This is a genomic window from Pseudomaricurvus alkylphenolicus (genome assembly GCF_011683955.1).
In the GTDB taxonomy this organism is placed as follows: domain Bacteria; phylum Pseudomonadota; class Gammaproteobacteria; order Pseudomonadales; family Cellvibrionaceae; genus Pseudomaricurvus; species Pseudomaricurvus alkylphenolicus.
In genome coordinates this window covers 1-17,913 of the sequence record NZ_JAAQPI010000038.1, presented here as the reverse complement: position 1 = coordinate 17,913, position 17,913 = coordinate 1, and the positions used below count along the sequence as shown (strand labels likewise).

General features: G+C 51.9%; 15 protein-coding genes and 1 pseudogene. 15 read left to right on the top strand and 1 reads right to left on the bottom strand.

The window, feature by feature from the left end; all coding sequences use genetic code 11:
- The first annotated feature begins 193 nt into the window (after positions 1 to 193).
- The 14 genes and pseudogenes from HBA55_RS36605 (at position 194) to HBA55_RS36540 (ending at position 15,310) form a co-directional block, all read left to right on the top strand.
- Positions 194 to 1,765 carry a transposase gene (locus HBA55_RS36605; protein WP_206020127.1) on the top strand — a complete coding sequence of 524 codons (1,572 nt, stop codon included), beginning with the start codon at positions 194 to 196 and terminating at the stop codon, positions 1,763 to 1,765.
- A 277-nt stretch (positions 1,766 to 2,042) separates the two neighbouring features.
- Positions 2,043 to 2,669, top strand: coding sequence for an ester cyclase (locus HBA55_RS36600; RefSeq protein ID WP_206020126.1), 627 nt, complete (start codon positions 2,043 to 2,045; stop codon positions 2,667 to 2,669).
- On the top strand, positions 2,666 to 3,742 hold the full coding sequence (locus HBA55_RS36595) for an ester cyclase (protein ID WP_167001092.1): 1,077 nt from the start codon (positions 2,666 to 2,668) through the stop codon (positions 3,740 to 3,742). Before HBA55_RS36600 ends, HBA55_RS36595 begins: the two co-directional genes overlap by 4 nt.
- A 28-nt stretch (positions 3,743 to 3,770) precedes the next feature.
- Entirely contained in the window at positions 3,771 to 4,568 is a 798-nt protein-coding gene (locus HBA55_RS36590; protein WP_167001090.1) for a helix-turn-helix domain-containing protein, read from the top strand.
- Positions 4,569 to 4,661: pseudogene (locus HBA55_RS38290) on the top strand (AraC family transcriptional regulator); the annotation flags it as partial.
- Positions 4,662 to 4,806: 145 nt separating this feature from the next.
- Positions 4,807 to 5,334 (top strand): ester cyclase, encoded by a 528-nt coding sequence (locus HBA55_RS36580; protein WP_167001088.1) that lies wholly within the window; start codon positions 4,807 to 4,809, stop codon positions 5,332 to 5,334.
- Positions 5,335 to 5,358: 24 nt separating this feature from the next.
- Complete coding sequence (locus HBA55_RS36575) at positions 5,359 to 6,984, top strand: GMC family oxidoreductase (protein WP_167001086.1); 1,626 nt, start codon at positions 5,359 to 5,361, stop codon at positions 6,982 to 6,984.
- A gap of 9 nt (positions 6,985 to 6,993) precedes the next feature.
- Entirely contained in the window at positions 6,994 to 8,442 is a 1,449-nt protein-coding gene (locus HBA55_RS36570; RefSeq protein WP_167001084.1) for an aldehyde dehydrogenase family protein, read from the top strand.
- A gap of 370 nt (positions 8,443 to 8,812) precedes the next feature.
- Positions 8,813 to 10,006, top strand: a complete 1,194-nt coding sequence (locus HBA55_RS36565) for an MFS transporter (RefSeq protein WP_167001077.1) — start codon at positions 8,813 to 8,815, stop codon at positions 10,004 to 10,006.
- Between the two features lie 456 nt (positions 10,007 to 10,462).
- Positions 10,463 to 12,253 (top strand): gamma-glutamyltransferase, encoded by a 1,791-nt coding sequence (locus HBA55_RS36560; RefSeq protein WP_167001074.1) that lies wholly within the window; start codon positions 10,463 to 10,465, stop codon positions 12,251 to 12,253.
- Between the two features lie 108 nt (positions 12,254 to 12,361).
- Positions 12,362 to 12,721 (top strand): hypothetical protein, encoded by a 360-nt coding sequence (locus HBA55_RS36555; protein WP_167001072.1) that lies wholly within the window; start codon positions 12,362 to 12,364, stop codon positions 12,719 to 12,721.
- A gap of 116 nt (positions 12,722 to 12,837) precedes the next feature.
- Entirely contained in the window at positions 12,838 to 14,733 is a 1,896-nt protein-coding gene (locus tag HBA55_RS36550; RefSeq protein ID WP_167001070.1) for a CocE/NonD family hydrolase, read from the top strand.
- Positions 14,730 to 14,978, top strand: a complete 249-nt coding sequence (locus HBA55_RS36545; RefSeq protein WP_167001067.1) for a hypothetical protein — start codon at positions 14,730 to 14,732, stop codon at positions 14,976 to 14,978. The genes HBA55_RS36550 and HBA55_RS36545 overlap by 4 nt, the downstream gene beginning before the upstream one ends.
- A complete protein-coding gene (locus HBA55_RS36540; protein ID WP_167001065.1) occupies positions 14,906 to 15,310 on the top strand; it encodes a DUF885 family protein in 405 nt (134 codons plus the stop codon). Before HBA55_RS36545 ends, HBA55_RS36540 begins: the two co-directional genes overlap by 73 nt.
- Positions 15,311 to 15,451: 141 nt before the next feature.
- On the opposite strand, the gene HBA55_RS38140 is transcribed toward HBA55_RS36540, so the two are convergent.
- Complete coding sequence (locus HBA55_RS38140; protein WP_167001063.1) at positions 15,452 to 16,471, bottom strand: helix-turn-helix domain-containing protein; 1,020 nt, start codon at positions 16,469 to 16,471, stop codon at positions 15,452 to 15,454.
- A 214-nt stretch (positions 16,472 to 16,685) separates the two neighbouring features.
- Here HBA55_RS38140 and HBA55_RS36530 point away from each other — a divergent pair, with 214 nt between their 5' ends.
- Positions 16,686 to 17,738: a dipeptidase gene (locus tag HBA55_RS36530; protein WP_167001061.1), complete on the top strand. Its 1,053-nt coding sequence runs from the start codon at positions 16,686 to 16,688 to the stop codon at positions 17,736 to 17,738.
- The last annotated feature ends 175 nt before the right edge of the window (positions 17,739 to 17,913 follow it).

Below are 17,913 nucleotides of genomic sequence, written 5' to 3'. Positions count from 1 at the left end.
CCGCCGAGAACGCTGTCACTATTAATTGCGGCAACAGGTAGCAGTTGCTCCAGAAGAAAGTCTGAAGTCAATCTTTTTCCTTCCGTTTTGAAGGCCAATTGCGCAAAAACTCAAACTTAAGCTTCTCTTTTGCGCTAGCGTATTCGCCGTCACATTCCATCTCCCCATACTCACTGCCGAAATGGATTTCAGCATGTTGGAGCCAGAACTCACTCATAGGGGTGAAGGGCGGCAGTACGAGCGCCATCGCCCCGAGAGCACACTGCTCTACCGGCTGATCGAAGAGAACTATCCCACCTTTCTCGATCATCTGGCATCCATGGGCCGAACATTGCCGGCTTATGTGAGAGCTGAGTTCGAGGACTACCTCGAGTGCGGACGCCTTGAGCATGGTTTTTTGCGAGTAAAGTGCGATAGCTGCCGGTTTGAACGCTTGGTGGCGTTCAGCTGTAAGAAGCGCGGATTCTGCCCCAGCTGTGGTGCACGGCGCATGGCCGACAGCGCGGCACTGCTGGTCGACGAGATCTTGCCCAAGGTGCCCGTTCGCCAATGGGTGTTAAGCGTACCCATCCCATTGCGGTTGCTCCTGGCCCACAACTCAGAGGCCATGAGCAAGGTGCTGCAAGTGGTGGTTCGAGCGATCTCCAGCTTTCTGATTCGGCGCGCGGGATATCGCGTCAGAGAGGCACACACCGGCGCGGTCACGCTGGTGCAACGATTTGGCTCGGCGCTCAATCTCAATCTCCACTATCACACCCTAATGCTCGATGGCGTCTATGTGCAGGACGCTCGTTCCGGTTACCTGAAATTTCATCCGATAAAGGCCCCCAGCGAGCGTGAACTAACCCAGTTGTTGCAACGCATCAGCCAGCGTGTTGCCAAGGCCCTGGTGCGCCAGGGCTTGCTGGTGGTGGACGAGGAGTCCACCTACCTGGCAGGCGAGGATTTCTTTGACGAGAATGAAGAGACGGCCACTTTGCGCCACTTACAAAGCCACTCCGTGAACTATCGGATCGCCGTTGGCCCTCAGGCAGGGCGCAAAGCGCTGATGCTCAAAACGCTCCCGCCGCTGGACGAGTGGGATTGCCTGAGCCAAGCGGCCAAGGTGAATGGATTTTCCCTGCACGCTGGTGTGGCGGCAAGCGCAAAGCAGCGAGACAAGATCGAGCGGTTGTGCCGTTATATCACGCGACCGCCCGTGTCAGAGAAACGCTTGACACTCACGGCTCAGGGGCAGATTCGCTATCACCTGAAGACACCGTATAAAGATGGTACGACGCACATTATCCTTGATCCTCTGGACTTTGTCGCCAGGCTGGCTGCGCTGGTACCCAAGCCCCGAGTGAACCTGATCCGCTACCACGGGGTCCTGGCTCCCAATGCCAAGCATCGTGGCGAGATCGCGCCATCAGGTCGGGGTAGAGGTGGGAAGTGTGGGAGCAGAACAAATGCTGCCAACGGCAGCAGTCACAGCGGGCAGGATTGGTTGGACAAGGCGCCCGAAGAGCGTCACCGGGCTATGCGTTGGGCTCAGCGGTTGAAACGGGTATTCAACATAGATATTGAAACCTGTGCAAGCTGTGGAGGTCGGGTAAAGGTGATTGCTTGTATTGAGGAAAGCTTGCCCCGTGAGCGTAGCGAGTGCATTGGGTACCCGGTCGTTATCAAGAAGATTTTGGACCACGAGAAGGCGAAGCACGAGCGAGAGGCTAGTGATTCACCCGGATTGCCTCGGGGTCCTCCTCAGGCGGATTTGTTTCAGTGATGTCTTTGCAATTGCTGAGATGATGCTCCTCGAAGCTAGTGCGTCAGGGGTTTCGTTGCGCCAGGGAAAAGGGAAGGGCGGTTTGAGCGCGATATCGGCGCAAATTGGCATGATATTCCACAAGTGATGTGGGAAATACCGAAAATTTAGGGGCGATCTAATGGCGGGAAAGTGGTCTTTTAGGCGAAGTATACTAAGCGGGGGGGGAATAGGGGGTTTATGCGTCTTATACTTGAGTGATCGCTTGGCATTTCTGCGAGCGGGGGAATTTTATCGAATGGAAAACGGCCGTATCGCCGAGGCCAAGTTGATCATTGATTTTCTCGACCTGATGCGTCAGGCGGGTCGATTCCCGCTGCCTCATATGCTGGGAACGGAAATGTTGTTCCCAAACCCGGCAACTCATGATGGTGTTATTCCTGGCAATCCGGAAAACAGTGAAGCCAGCCTGGATCTAGTGGAAGGGATGTTGGGGGATTTGAAAGAGTATGACCCGGAGACCTTTACATCCAAGGGGCAGACCGGTGACGAAGGTTACTGGCACGACGATATGCTGTGGTACGGGCCGGCGGGTATAGGCGCGAACTACCGCTGGGAGGGGTTTGAAAAGGATCACCGGGCGGCATTCTTGACCGCATTCCCCGATCGCGTGGGCGGCAACCACTACTGCCGTATTGGCGATGGCAATTACGCCGCAGTGAGTGGCTGGCCCTCCATGACCATGACTCACCAAGGTGAGTATCTTGGGGTTCCCGCCACAGGAAAAGCGTTGACGCTGCGAGTGATGGATTTCTATCGTTGTGCAGATCATAAAATCATGGAGAACTGGGTATTGTTGGACTACTTACATTTGTTCGATCAAATGGGGGTGGACCTGATCGCCCGTTCGGAGGAGATGGCATGAGTGAATACGAGAGCAGTAAGGCACTGATTCGTGACTACTATCGGGATCTGGAGTCCGCTACTGAGGATACGGTTGGCCCTGTGCTTGCCAAATACACCAGTGATGATTACCAATGGAATGGGGTCCACCCTTTTAACGAACAGCAAGGCAGTGAAGCGGTAGCCGAGGTCTTTTGGAAGCCGTTGCTGCAATCCTGGTCACCGCTACAGCGGCGGGAGGATGTCTTTTTTGCCGGCCGCAATGATGTTTATTTACATCAGGATGGCAAGGAACAGCCCTGGCCAGAAGATATAGATCGTCAAGCACACTATGAAGCTGATGGCAGTGTGTGGGTGGTCAGTATGGGGCATTTTCTGGGCCTGCTGGATCAGGATTGGCTGGGTATTCCCGCGACTCACAAAATGACTTTCTTGCGTTATGCAGACTTTAACTGCGTTAAGGATGGCAAGATTATTCGCAGTGGTTTTTTCTGTGACATTATCGGGGTTATGCATCAGGCGGGCATCAATCCACTGCCGCCCCAGACCGGTGCCTCGTTTGTCTATCCTGGGCCGCGTACCCATGACGGCATGCTGTTTGAGGACCAGGCTCCGGAAGAAGGGGTGGAGACTCTGGCGTTACTTAATCGCATGGTGGATGACCTTAATCAGCTCAATCTGAGTGGAGAGGATATCTGCCCTCCAGAATACCTGGCACGAACCTGGCGGGAGGATATGATCTGGTATGGCCCTGCCGGCATCGGTGCCACCTATTCCATTCCCCGTTATCAAGAGCAGCACCAGCGCCCCTTCCGTACGGGCCTATCTGGCAAAATGTTTAATGGCCATGTGGCTCGTTTTGCCGAGGGAAATTACGCCGGATTCTTTGGTTGGCCCAATTTGACCAATACACCCATCGGCGGTTTTCTGGGGTTGCCAGCCAGTGATGTAAAGGCCGATATGCGAGTGGTGGACATTTATCGCCGCGAGGGTGACAAGTTGGCGGAAAACTGGGTGCTGATCGATCTTCCCTGGTGGTTGAAACAGCAAGGGCTGGATGTTCTGGAGCGAACCAAGAAGGTTGTGAATCCGTAATATTTGTGGGTCCGAAAGCGGTGACTCTATGCAAAGTAGGTCAACAAGTCGTGATGTGATGACGCTCAATAGCGCTGTCGTTGAGTTGATTGAGCGTTCGCTGCAATCACACATTTATTGGTCTGGCCACAATAGTAGTAACTGTATCCCTACCGAGTGGCGGGTGCTGCCGTTTATGGTTGTGCTTACCGTCAGGAAAGGGGAGTACCAGTGTATTTTTGACGCTGCGCAAGTTGATTCCGTGCGCGCGGGTGCTGGCGAGGTGCTACTGATACCGGCCGGTTCCCGCCATCGGCTGGTAGTGGACAGAGCAACCATCGCCGACGGTCTACATATCGATTTCACCCTGTTCCACAATTTGGATGTACTGTCGTTTTATGAGGTGCCGATGGTGGTGCCTGCTCACCAGGCCGAGGCGATAATGCGTTGTGCTGACGAGTTGACGGCGACTCTGGAGGAGTACAAAAGTACACCGAACCTAAATAATATCGCCCTGAAACGCTGCGCCTCTTTTCGACTGTTCTACGAGATACTTTCCGTCTCACAAGCGCTGCCCGATAAAGAACTGCGACTTTTGCAGGTCAATCGCATCCTGCCCGCACTGGAGCTGATCGAGAACCAGTTAGATGCGGCGCTAAAGGTTGAGGTATTGGCTGCCGCTTGTGCGTTATCTCGCAATGCTTTTTCCCGGTTGTTCAAACAGGTGGTTGGCTCGTCGCCGTTGCGTTATGTCAATCGAAAGCGCTTGGAGCTTGCCATGTCGAAACTGGTGTATGGCGATCGGCCCATTGCTGAAATTGCCAAATCGGTGGGGTTTTGCGATTAGTTTCATTTTAGTAAGACCTTTCGCGCTGAAACTGGCGAGAGCCCCAGTCAATACCGCATCAATATTCGCAACAGTTTATCGGGCTCCCTCTAGTGGATGCGAATTGTTGTTGAAGGTGCAAATACACATAAAGTCGGTGTGTCCGACCATGGTAGATCGGTACACCAAGCGATTACGCTTAGTCGGGTAAGTTTTTACTTTAAATAGTTATTAGGTCTCACCTGAAGGAGTGATAAAGATGAAAGGTTCCCGTCCCGAGCAGGCCGTCCTCACACGAGATAATGACCTGACCAAAACCCAGCAAACCCTCGACACCATCGAGGCCATGGTGGATGGTTTGAACGATCACGATATCGACAATATGGGGCGCTTTTTCAGCGAATCCTTCCGCTGGATGGGTAATGCCGGTTGTGGCTTCAAACAGGGTTTGAAAGAGTTCCAGGGCAACTGGCAGCGTCCATTCCAAGCGGCATTTTCAGATAAAGTCTGTATTGACGAAGCGCGCATTACCCAAGGGGAGTGGTGTGCGGCATTTGGTCGTCAGGAAGCGGTGCACACCGGTACGTTTATGGGCATAGAGCCAACCCACAAACGGGTGGAAATTCGTTATATGGATTTCTGGAAAGTAGTAGATGGCAAAATTGTCGACAACTGGGTCAATGTGGATTTTCCCTACGTTATGCAACAACTGGGAGTGGACCCGTTTAATGGCCATGGTTGGGATAAAAATGATTCTGGCAAGATGCCAGTTCAAAACGGTGAATAAATCTAGCAATAACGAAGACTGATTATGAGCGACGTCAAAAAGTTTGATTATGTGATTGTCGGCGGTGGTTCCGCGGGTTGTGTTGTGGCCAATCGCCTGAGCGAAGACCCATCGGTAACGGTCTGCCTGTTGGAGGCCGGCCCCAAAGAGTCGCGAAAGGGGCGCATTCCCCTAATGCTGCATGCCTTGATGGGTGATCCGCAACGCAATTGGGATCGCTATACGGTAAAGCAGCCCAATTTGAATAATCGCGCTATTTATCAGCCCTGCGGAAGAGGTTTGGGTGGCGGCAGTGCGATTAATTCCATGATTTATATTCGTGGCTTTAAACCGGATTACGACAACTGGGCCGCTCAGGGTAATTTCGGTTGGGGGTATGACGATGTGCTGCCTTATTTTAAAAAGTCAGAAGATCATCAAGACGGTGAATCGGAATATCACGGTGTTGGCGGTGAATTGAGTGTGTCGAGATTGCGCCACGTGGAAAGGCCTACTGAAGTTTTATTGGACGCTGCCAGGGAGTGCGGTTACCCGGTGGTTGATGATTTTAATCATGCCAATGTGGAAGGGTTTGCACCTTATCAGGTTACCCAGGTTAATGGTGAGCGCTGCAGCTCGGCACGTGCCTTTATCGAGCCTGCCCAAAGCCGTCCCAATTTGACAGTAATCACAGGTACGCACGTCAGTCGGGTGATGTTTGACGGTCAAGAAGGCCTGCCCCGGGCCAGTGGTGTTGAGTACCGTCAGGATGGCGTCACCAAAACTGTTGAGGCGACCCGCGAAGTGGTTCTGAGTGCTGGAGCTGTCGGTTCCGCACAACTGTTGTTGCTATCAGGTATTGGTCCGGCAGAGCATCTGCAGGAAATGGGTATTGCCCAAGTGGCCGATGTGCCGGGTGTAGGACAAAACTTCCAGGACCATATCGATGTGGGCATGTCTTTCCACGCCAAACCCGGATTTGGCCTGGGCATATCCCCCCAGTTTATGCCCCGCGCCATAAAGGGGGTATGGCAATACTTTGCAGGTGGTCGGCGGGGTGTGTTTGCCTCAAACGTGGTCGAAGGCGGGGGTTTTATTCGCACCAATCCTGAAGAGGACGCGCCGGATGTCCAGTTCCACTTTCTCTCTGGTAATGCGTCCAATAATGGTCGTTCACTTAACTACGGCCACTCGTTTACATTGACCGCCTGTGTGCTCAGACCCAACAGCCGTGGGCAGTTGCGACTCGCTGCTGCAGACCCGATGGTGCCGCCGGCGATTGACCCCTGTTTCTTGACTCAAGAGGGAGACCTGAAAACTCTGGTTGATGGGGTCAAAGTGGTGAAGCAGTTATTAACCAGTGACGCTTTTAAACCTTATCGTAAAGGACAGCGGTTCCCGGATATGGCGTTGGGTAGTGATGAAGCTATTGTTGAGCACATTAAGGCCAATGCCGGTACCGCATACCACCCGGTGGGCACCTGCAAAATGGGGCCTGAGAGTGATTCGATGGCGGTGGTATCGCCAGAACTCAGTGTTCGCGGCGTTAGCGGGTTGCGGGTCGCGGATGCCTCCATTATGCCGACCATCGTCAGCGGCAATACCAATGCGCCGTCTATTATGATCGGTGAAAAAGCCAGTGACCTGGTAAAAGCCAGTTGGAAGAATTAGGAAATTAAGATGACTACTAGCGAAATTCCCAGTTATCAGTTGTATATCAATGGTCAGTGGCAGGCGGGAAGCGACGGTGTATTTGAGCGTCTCAGTCCTGCCCATGAGCAGCCAGTGGCTCGCTTTGAGCAAGCCAGTCGCAGCCAGGCAGAGCAGGCGGTTGCCGCAGCTCGCTCCGCGTTCGATAGCGGTGTGTGGTCTGAATCGGATGCCGCCGATCGCGCCGAGGTGTTGTTTAAATTTGCGGATCTTTTGATGGAGCATCAGGAGCGTTTGGGCGCACTGGAGTCGATAACCCACGGTACACCGATAAAATACGGACGCTCTTTTATTCAATCCGCTGCCACTACCTTCCGTTACTTTGCTGGTCTGGCTCGCGATTTGAGCGGGCACGCGCATCACTTTGGCGACAGCCGCATGGGGTTGACCCTGCGCGAGCCGGTGGGTGTGGCGAGCTTGATATTGCCGTGGAACTTTCCCATTGGCGAATTGGCTTGGAAGTTGGGGCCGGCATTGGCCGCCGGTTGCACGGTAGTGGTCAAGCCCGATTCAAAAACCGCCGCTACGGCACTGGAAGCTGGCCCGCTGTTAAAAGAGGCTGGATTACCCGATGGGGTATTCAATGTAGTGGTAGGTGAAGTCAGCGAAATTGGCGATGTGCTAACCGGCGACCCGGGTATTGATGCGGTCTCGTTTACCGGCTCCTCAAACAGTGGTCGCCTGGTGATGAAATCCGCTTCGGAGAGGGTCAAGCCTCTGCACCTGGAGCTGGGTGGCAAATCGCCGTTGATTATTATGGATGATGCCGATATTGATAAAGCGGCCAGCGATGCGGCCTTTGGTATTTTCTGGCACAACGGCCAGGTATGTACCGCCTGTTCTCGTTTGTTGGTGCATGAGAACGTGTATGACAGTTTCGTAGAAAAAATGATTGCCGTAGCTCGCACCATGAAGCTGGGTGATCCGGATTCGGAAGAGACCGAACTCGGCCCCATGATTGGACCGGAACACTTGGCGCGAGTGCTGCAGTATATTCAAATCGGCAGTGATGAAGGCGCTGAGTTGTTACTGGATGGTCGCGAAGGCATGCCGGAAAAAGGTGCTTATCTTGGGCCAACGGTATTTGCTGATGTGAAACCATCAATGACCATTGCTCGTGAAGAGATCTTTGGACCTGTCGCTTGTGTGATGAAGATTTCCAGCCTGGAAGAGGCGATTGAGCTGGCCAATGATACTGAATACGGCTTGGGTGCCGGTATCTGGACGGAGAATATAAACGGTGCTTTAAAAGCGGCTCGGCGTATTCGTTCTGGTTCCTTCTGGGTTAATGGTTATGGCAGTGAGCGCCTTGAGATGCCTTGGGGTGGTTATAAACAAAGCGGATTTGGCCGGGAGCTGGGCCGGGATGCTTTTGAAGTATTTATGCAGACTAAATCGGTGCATATTTCTCATAGTTAGAGTAAATCCGGAAACTTCGGTTTAACTGTAATTTCCGCAAAGGTGTAGTGCTGTCCAATATATCAACGTTCAGCACTCTTCTAACGGCGGTTTAACTCTTTTTGAATTCTGTGGCGAATTGCTAATGGGGAAAGCCTTCCGGCGTACTCAAGTGTTATTAAATATTCTCCGCAGGTGTCGGCCTTAGGTGTCGGAATCTAAGCTAGTAATATCCCTCCCTCACAAAAAATTATGCAAGAGTAATTTTTAGTGTTCAGTTGATAAGGGGGGGGTTACTTCCATTGACGCAGGTCAATTTCGGCATCTTGTTGCCTCGCTTAATTCGGCATATATTTCTTGTTCATTTTCTTTTCCTTCCGTTATACACCAAGTGTCTGAATTTAACTCCGCCCCAAATAAGGGCGTCACCATCACCGCCATGCTTGTCAGTCTGTTTGCGCAGATGCAGGCAATAGGGTTACTCGGCATAACAATTCCGCTGAATCTTGCCGCCCAGCAGGTAGATGTAAGTGCAATTGGATCTGTGATGGCACTCTATTCTGTTGGTTTGATCGTCGGTGCTTTGCAGGGGAAAAAAGTAATCAGCCGAGTCGGGCACATTCGCGCCTTTGCCGGGTTTGCAGCCTTGGCCGCTTGCGTAGCCATACTGCACAGTTTTACCATTAATGCCTATCTTTGTGCGTTACTTCGACTATTCAGCGGGATTGCTGCGGCGGTTATGCTGGTGGTGATAGAGAGCTGGCTTGCCTCATTTACCAGTAATCAAAATCGCGGACGCTTGTTGGCACTTCATCAAATCACTTTTTACTTGGCGATGGGTGGCGGACAGCTCCTGATAAACGTTGCCGGTGAAGATCTTAGCGATGCATTTTTAATTGCCGCAATGCTCTGTTGTCTGGCACTGATGCCAATAGTTCTGGTGAAAACCGAGAATCCAAAAGTCAGTCTAAGTAGCCCCATGAGTATTGCTGAGTTGTTTCGGATTTCTCCGGCATCAATGATTGGTGCCATCTGTGCAGGCAGTGCAATCGGTACGGTATTTAATCTGGCCCCGATTTATGCCAAAGCCCTAGGTGTGTCCACCTTTGCGGTATCCGTATTTATGTCAACGTTAGTATTTGCCGGGATTTTATTGCAGCATCCGATGGGCAGGCTTGCTGATCGCTTTAACCGCACTGGAGTATTGGTGGTTCTATTGGGACTTACAGCTGCAGTATCAATTGCTATTGTCAGCCTATCTGCCAGTTTGCCTCTGTGGGTGGTAGGACGGTATCGCTACGGCATCGGTGTACCTGAAAAACTGAGCCTTAAAGAGGCAAAGCGCATTGCCTCTGAATCTGTGCCACAAACCTGGATTGGCACTCAACCTTTATGGGATGAGGATGCTTTTGTGGAGGGCGTTCAAGATATGAACGAGGTAATCGTCAGCAAAGAGGCTATTCACCAGTTTGCCACTCAAGATATGCAAATTACCTTGCAGGAAGCCAAGCGAATCTACCCACATATCAGTCACGGAAAAAGCGCATTTACCAGTCTTGCGGGCTTACTGCTGACAAGTGAATAGGTCTTGTTGAATAATCATATCCGCACCGGCTGTTCTTTTATGATGGCAGCAGTATCAATCAGGTGCGGATATGGTTTTCCAAAAAATCGGGAATATTCGATCAATAGCACTAACTAATTCAGCACCCCTCACATTGCCTTGCGAAATTTCTCCCGAGTTGATTCTAATCCCATACAGCCATGTTCAGCTTCGTGGGCCAGGATATTCAGGTGTTCTTCGATAATGGTGAAGATTAACCCTTCCTTGTGCGCCAGGGAAAAGGGAAGGGCGGTTTGAGCGCGACCCTATAAGTCGTCAGGCTTCCAGCCTGTCGATTCTATCCAGGAGTGCACTCAGCCCGAAAATTAGTGTTTTCAGCCCGACCACTATTAAGATGCCTGATTTAAACTGTGGGTTGTACAGGTAAACCCCATCGACAGGGTTCCCTGCCAGAATACACATAGAATCGAGGCAATTATGGGTAGAAATAGACACCTCAACAGCAGAAAACCATTCAATGGCTTTCGTCGGGCCATTTCCGCTTTGACCCTGGGCAGCCTGGTGGCACTTTACGGCTGCCAGAGCACAGAGGGGCCCGCGTCAGATAGTAGCGCCTCCGGGCCCAGCAAAGCCGTTGCCGATGGCACTGTGGGTGACAAGGGAATGGTGGTAGGCACCACTGGCTCTGCGGCCATCGAGGCGGGTGTTGATATCCTCAAGCAGGGTGGTTCCGCCATGGATGCTGCCCTGGCCACAGCCATGGCCCAGGTGACCCTGGCGGCCGGTAACTGGGTGAGCTTTGCCGGCATTATGACCCTGGTCTACTACGATGCGGAGACCGGCAAGGTCTACAACATGAACGCCTCGTACAATACCGTTAAGGGCGAAGATGATCCTATGTCTATTCCAGGAATGGACTTGGTGAATCCGATGTCTCAAGAGCTTAATCCATCCGGTCGAGCGACTATGGTGCCGGGATTTATGAAAGGGGTGGAAGCCGGTCATCAGCGCTTTGGCAAGGTGCCTTTTGCGGATTTGTTTGAGCCCTCCATTAAACTGGCCGAAGAGGGTATTCCCTTTAATGCCGGCTTGGTTCAAAACCTGACATTCCGCACCAATGTGGTTTCCCGTCGCCCGGAAACCAAAGCGGTGTTTACCAAACCAGATGGTAATTTTTACCAGTTAAACGATAACTTCAAGCAGCTTGAACTGGCCAAAACCCTGCGCAAGCTGGCCCGTGATGGCAATGTGGACCATATGTACACCGGTGAGTGGGCGGAGAAAATGGTAGCGGCCGTGCAGGAAGAGGGCGGCAAGATGACCATGGAGGATATGGCCAATTACGATGTGATCTGGAGTGAACCCGTTGTGGGTAGCTACAACGGTTACAAGGTCTATTCCCACGGTATGCCTGCTATCGGCGGCGTGAATACCACAGAGGCGCTGAATGTGCTTGAGGCGGCAAACCTGAAAGAACTGGGCCATTATACCGAGTCACCGGAGGCGCTGTTCTGGTTGTCGCAATTAACCCGCGTAGGTATGGCGGGTTATCTGTATCCCAATCTGGCTGACGTTATGCCCGGGTTGGATATGACACTGGAAGGACGGTTGAAGAAGTCCCATGGCAAAGCATTGTGGAAGGGCTTGAAAGATGGAAACTTCCCTTTTGCCAAGGTGCCGCAAACCCTGCCAGTACATTCCGATACCATCGCCGCCGTGGACCAGTGGGGCAATATGGTGGGCATGGTGCACTCCATCAATACCGTCAGCTGGGGCATGACCGGTATCTTTGTGGACGGTGTTTCTGTTCCCGACTCCGGTGCCCACCAGCAAATGCAAATGGCGGCGGTCACACCGGGCGAGCGCCTGCCAGACCTCACCAACCCAGGTCTGGTGATGAAAGACGGCAAGCCCTACCTCGCCTTTGGCTCCATTGGCATGGGTCTGCACCAGAAGACCATCCAGGCGCTGCACTCAATTATGGACTTTGGCATGACGCCGGACGAGGCGGCCAGTGTCCCGGCCTTTGGTGCCCCTGAATTCGGGGCAACCGGATTGACGGGGCGACAGACTATCTCCGAAGGGCGCTTCGATCCGGCCGTGGTTGAAAAGGCCAATGCCATGGGCCTGGAGCTGGTGGAGAATGACCTAACCCAAGGCGGCTGGGTCGGCGTGCAGATCGATCCGGAAACTGGTAAACGCCACGGTGGAGTGTCTATGGTATGGGCCCTGACGCCGGACAATGACAGTCGGCCTGTGGGTTACTGAGTTGGTTTATTCCGCAAGATCCTAAAATTTATTTAACCAAGAAGAGCGGATTTGTATTCAAATCTGCTCTTCTTATTATATGCCGTTAAAAAATAATAGAGTGAAGATATGAAACGACCTATCCCAATGACCGTAATTGCTTTGTTTTTTGGTTTGATCGCCTGTGTCCAGCTTTTCGGATTTGTTGCCGGTGTGATTTCAGGAGAGATCACAACTCAGCTGATTTTAATGGGTGTGGCAGGCATTGTCTCTGTAATGGCCGTAATGACCACCTGGAAGCAGAAAGTGGCCAGTCTATACTGGTTTGGGATTATGTTTTTGATTGGCCTTAGCAACTATACGGGTATCTTCACTGAACAGCGTCCTCCCATGGGGCCAATGGATATTACCAATTGGGTGGTGCTGATTTCGGTGATTGTCTATCTCTGGACGTTAAAGGCGAAGGGTGTACTTAAGTGCGATACCTAAATAACGTTTTGCTTCTCAAATAACGCCCTTAATACGTCACACAACAGATAACTAAAATATTTCAAGTTGGAGGGGATATGTTTTCCAAACTCAAACAGTGCACTAGGTCAGTTTTATTGGCAGCTTCTCTTGCCGTTACAGGTTCCAGCCTGGCGGAACTGCCTCAACCCCAGTACGAGGATTACACCTGGGAGAAAGAAATTTTTGTACCCATGCGCGACGGCACCCAGCTTTCCACCGATGTCCTGTTGCCCAAAGGCGCCAAAGGCAAGTTGCCCACCGTTTTGGTGCGTACCCCCTACCATAAGGACAATACCCATTGGGCCTATTTTGGCGATTGGGATAAGTTATTCCTGCAGCAGGGTTACGCCGTGGTTATTCAGAGTGAGCGTGGGCGGCAGTTTTCCGAGGGTTACTTTGAAGATTATCTGGAAGGTGCCGCCCATGACGGTTATGACACCCTGGAATGGATCAGCGAACAGCCCTGGTCCAACGGCAAGGTAGGGACCTTTGGCTGCTCTTCATCCGGTGAGCAGCAGTGGGCCATGGCCAATACCAAACACCCGGCCCATGCGGCGATGCTGCCCCTGGCTTCCGGCACCGCCATTGGCGATATCCCCGGCAATGACACACAGGGTGCCATCTATCGCGGCGGTATTCCGCAAATGGGATTGTGGGCCTGGTGGTACAACGATATGGCCACCAGTGAACGCTTGCTATTGCCACCGGATACCACCCAGGCACAGCGGGTGCGCCTGCGAAACAGCTTTACCCTGCAGCCCATGACTCGCTTCTATCAGATGAATGGCCGCTCCATTGATACCTCGGCAAAAACAGAGCAACACGATGAGCTGGTAAAAACCCTGCCCAGTATGAATGTGATTCGCTCCGGTGGTGGTGCACTCACACCATTTGATAAATACATCACCTGGACGCCTGGTGATAAGCGCTGGGACGGTATAAATCAGGCGCGGGTAGGTCACTCCCAGAAAACTCCCGCCTTGCACCTGAACACCTGGCACGATGTGGGCGCCGGTGAGATGAGCCGCATGTTTAAGTACCTGCAGGATCAGAAAACCCCGGATCAATACCTGATTCTGGGCTCCGGGCCCCACTGTGATCTTCTGGAAGAGTCTCACCTCGCCAACCTGGAATTCGGTGACCTGAATCTGGGTGATGCCCGTTATATGGGGCGTGATAACGGCTATGCCGAGCTGTTTCTAAATTGGTTTGATGGCAAGTTAAAAGGCAAAAAAGACAAACTGAAAAAAATGCCCAAGGTACAGCTGCATGTGATGAACCAAGGCTGGATAACTGGCGATCAATGGCCATTGGAAAATACCCAATTTACCAAGTACTACCTGAACAGCAGTGGCAAGGCGGGTTATCGACTGGCTGACGGGGCACTTACCACCCAAAAACCGTCCCAGGTTAGCGGCAAAGATAACTATATCTATGATCCGTCCTACCCGGTTCCAACCCGTGGGGGTGGCTGTTGCAGTAGTGCCATGGCCGTGGACCAGCGGGATATCGAAGCGCGAGCGGATGTGTTGACCTACACCACGCCGGTACTCGAAAAAGGTGTGACCGTGGCAGGGCCCATTGAAGTGGTGCTCTATGTCTCCTCTGATGCCAAAGACACCGACTTTAACGTCAAGCTGGTGGACGTCTACCCCGACGGCAAGGCCATCAACCTCAGCGATGATGGCTTCCGTGTTCGCTATCGCGAGGGTTTTGATAAAAAAGTGTTGATGAACGAAGGTGAGGTTTATGAAATTAAACTCACTAACATGGTCACCGCTAACTACTTTAAGGCCGGGCATCGGATTCGTTTACAGGTGACCTCCAGTAATTTCCCAAGCTATGAGCGCAACCTCAATACCGGTGGCAATAACTACGACGAGTCTGAGTGGGTGGTAGCCGAAAATGCCGTGCACCACGGTGAACAATACCCTTCTCATGTGGTACTGCCACTGATTGAAAAGTTAAACCTGGCGAGTAACAAACAATGATGATTGACGTAAAGAAAACAGCCATAGCCGCATCCCTGATGCTGGCCATTGGCGGTTGTAACGAGGAGCCCCCGGCGAGCAGTATGGAAAGCAGTCCTGATGTGGCTTCTTCCAGTAAACAGCAAATGGATTACAGTGCGCAACTCAATCGGTTGTTTGAAGAGTATGGTGCATGGCAACTGTCCAGCAACCCCATGGGCGCCATGTTGAGTGGCCAGCTGATGACCACCTGGAAGGGCGCCTGATGATGGCGACCAGCGCCGTAAATGATGTGCAGTTTAATTTCCTGGGCAGCTCCTTTGGGGAGGTGGACGCTTATAACGAGCCCTATTATTTTGGCCCGGAGAAAAAGCAGGAAGCGGTTAACATTAACCTGTTCAGCGGTTTCGACCTGCCGGGTTTTATTCTCAGTTACCACCTGGGCTACCAGAAACTGATGCAGCTGAGAAACAAGGCTGAGCGGGCCCTGGGGGAGCAGTTCTCCCTGGCGGAATTCAACGATGAATTGCTGGAGTTCGGTATTTTGCCGTTTGATGTGCTGGAGCAGCATATTGACTGGTATATTGCTCAGCACTGACAACATTAGATTGCAGTCGCTTTCAACCCCCGCCGAGGACCGGGGATCAGTTTTCGTTGTTCTGAATGTTTATTTTACAGCAGCCTTTTAGAAAGCAGGGTGTCGCTCGATTGAGAGTTAGTTGATGTACATCGACCGATGCTACCGAGCAACATCCTCACTGGGGGGATGTCCAAAATGCTTGCGGTAAGCGCGCGTGAAATTGGCGTGATTTTGGTAACCCAGCATTAGTGCCACGGTCAACACGGAGTGTTGGCCGGAATGCAACAGCTCTCGCGCCTTTATCATACGAAGCTGCAGTGCAAACTCCATAATGCTGGTACCAAAGTGCTGACGAAAAGAGTGTGTCAGGTGGGAACGGCTCATATTCACCTGGTCAGCCAATTGGTCGATTGAGGGGGGCGATATGTACTCTTGACGAATGATCTCTGCAACGGCATCCAGAGATTTCTCCGACTTGGGGATGGTAGTGCTTGCTTGACTGGGCAAGCGGTACATAATGTCCGCCAGGGAGCAGAGAATTTCCAGCCCTTTGATTTGTAGCAGGAACTGCCGGGTTTTTCCCTCCCGTGGTGCCTCAACGATCTGCCGGGCAAGCTCCCGGATGGAGTCGGGTAACGGAATGCTGATCAGCAGTGGTTCCGGGTTGAGGTCCAGGAAAAATTTCCGCAGCGGGTTGATGAGGCGAGCGATATCAAGATCAAATTTTTTCAAAAACAGATCGCGTGAAACACCCAGGTTGATAAACTGGTAATCAACACCCTGTTGGTACCAGGTCGTATCCCGCTGACTTCCAGGGAAGCAGCCTAATGTCAATCGAGAACTCTCGAAGTTAAATTTTCGGTGCCCGTGTATATGGTAGATAAACTCCCCCTGCAGGGTAATGCGAATGGCCAGCATGTCCTCAATTCTAGTGTTAATGGCGAAGTCGTGATCTGAGAGCCCCTCAAAAGCAAACATCAAACCGCACCGCTCCAGCGGTACCATTTCACTCCAGAAGGACGCGGGGAATTGACGTTGTTGTACCTCGCGCAATTGTTGCAGACCGAGTGAAAACTCTTTTTGCTCCGTTTCCTGTTTCAGCGTCTCCAGCCAGAGTGACAGTGGAATGTATCCGTCTTCGCTAGGTGTCAGTTTTTCCAGCTCAAGGGGGGATAGCACCGTTGGCTCCAGAATAGCTATTACAAGATCTATTGACGTTATCACTTTGGCTGATTTCTGGCAATAAAGCACACGAAATTGGTAACAATAGCTTGAAAATCGGCCGATATGACAATGGCTTTGCTCGGGATGACAGGACAGGACATGGATAAAGACGATAATCTGAGTAGACATTTTTTCGGATCAAACGGAACAACTTTTGAGACTATTGAATATGAAACTTCCATCCACCTTGAATCAGGTTTCTGAGCGCGCCAAGGCGTTAATTGAAGACAATTTTGTGGCCGATATCTTGATGCCCGGTTGTCCGTTTGATGGGCTGTTTAAAAGCAACGGGGAGTACTTGCTCAGTGTGCTGGATGGCTATCGTGCCAATGGCGTGGACTGGGTCTCAATTACCGTGGGACTGGATCATTTTCCCTCGATCGAAAAAACCACTCAAATGATTGCCAGCTACCGCAATATCTTTAACTGCAACATCAATCCGGCGACGGCGGAGCGCTTTGCGCTAGTCCATTCCGTAGTGGAAATGGAAACGGCCAAAGCGACCGGCAAACTGGCGGTTAATTTTAACTTCCAGGGCAGTATGCCGCTGCTTGGGAACCTGGATATGGTGGAGTTGTATTATTCGTTAGGTGTTGGCCAGATGTTGCTCGCTTACAACGATAAAAACCTGGTGGGTGACGGTTGCCACGAGCGCACCGATTGCGGGCTGAGCAAATTTGGACTCAACCTGGTGGCTAAGATGAATCAGGTTGGAATGATAGTGGACTTGACCCACACAGGCGAGCGAACCACACTGGAAGCCTCCGAGGCTTCTACAGAGCCGGTGATCTACTCTCACTCCAATCCGTTGGCACTGAATGAGCATGGTCGCAATATCAGTGATGCCCAAATTAAGGCCTGTGCCGCTACCGGTGGTGTCATCGGCGTTAATGGCGTGGGTGCCTTTATGAGCAAAGCGGGGGATGATGTGTCTGCCGACATTATCATCAAACAGATCGATTATATTGCCGAGCTGGTGGGTGCGGAACATGTCGGTTTCGGTTTGGATTATGTAGACAATACCGATTATCTGAACGAAATACTTGCCGGGCACTCCACCAAATTTCCAGCGGACCAGGGATACCTCGATGTGAAGTTTGCCGGGCCGGATGCCATCCCCCATATCGTTGAAGGGTTATTGGCCAAAAACTACAGCGATGAGCAGGTGAAGGGCATTCTGGGTGGAAACTTTTTGCGTGTTTGTAGGCAGGTATGGAGGTAGCGTCGGCATGTCGAGACCCTGGGGTTTAATGAAATCGGGTGTCTGCTGAATTGGATACACTAATAGCTGCCGAAAATTTAGTCGCCATTCTTGCGGTATTGTTGCTGTTAGTTGCCCTGGGACTGTGGATGGAGACCCGCCCTAAACTTGGTCAATACGGCGTGCTTTCCATTAT

What these genes read in the sequence shown, in the direction of transcription:
- HBA55_RS36575 (WP_167001086.1), top strand. Translation starts at nt 5,359, where the DNA reads ATGAGCGACGTCAAAAAGTTTGATTATGTGATTGTCGGCGGTGGTTCC.
- HBA55_RS36595 (WP_167001092.1), top strand. Translation starts at nt 2,666, where the DNA reads ATGAGTGAATACGAGAGCAGTAAGGCACTGATTCGTGACTACTATCGG.
- HBA55_RS36560 (WP_167001074.1), top strand. Translation starts at nt 10,463, where the DNA reads ATGGGTAGAAATAGACACCTCAACAGCAGAAAACCATTCAATGGCTTT.
- HBA55_RS36600 (WP_206020126.1), top strand. Translation starts at nt 2,043, where the DNA reads ATGGAAAACGGCCGTATCGCCGAGGCCAAGTTGATCATTGATTTTCTC.
- HBA55_RS36570 (WP_167001084.1), top strand. Translation starts at nt 6,994, where the DNA reads ATGACTACTAGCGAAATTCCCAGTTATCAGTTGTATATCAATGGTCAG.
- HBA55_RS36555 (WP_167001072.1), top strand. Translation starts at nt 12,362, where the DNA reads ATGAAACGACCTATCCCAATGACCGTAATTGCTTTGTTTTTTGGTTTG.
- HBA55_RS36545 (WP_167001067.1), top strand. Translation starts at nt 14,730, where the DNA reads ATGATGATTGACGTAAAGAAAACAGCCATAGCCGCATCCCTGATGCTG.
- HBA55_RS36530 (WP_167001061.1), top strand. Translation starts at nt 16,686, where the DNA reads ATGAAACTTCCATCCACCTTGAATCAGGTTTCTGAGCGCGCCAAGGCG.
- HBA55_RS36580 (WP_167001088.1), top strand. Translation starts at nt 4,807, where the DNA reads ATGAAAGGTTCCCGTCCCGAGCAGGCCGTCCTCACACGAGATAATGAC.
- HBA55_RS36605 (WP_206020127.1), top strand. Translation starts at nt 194, where the DNA reads ATGTTGGAGCCAGAACTCACTCATAGGGGTGAAGGGCGGCAGTACGAG.
- HBA55_RS36540 (WP_167001065.1), top strand. Translation starts at nt 14,906, where the DNA reads ATGGCAACTGTCCAGCAACCCCATGGGCGCCATGTTGAGTGGCCAGCT.
- HBA55_RS36590 (WP_167001090.1), top strand. Translation starts at nt 3,771, where the DNA reads ATGCAAAGTAGGTCAACAAGTCGTGATGTGATGACGCTCAATAGCGCT.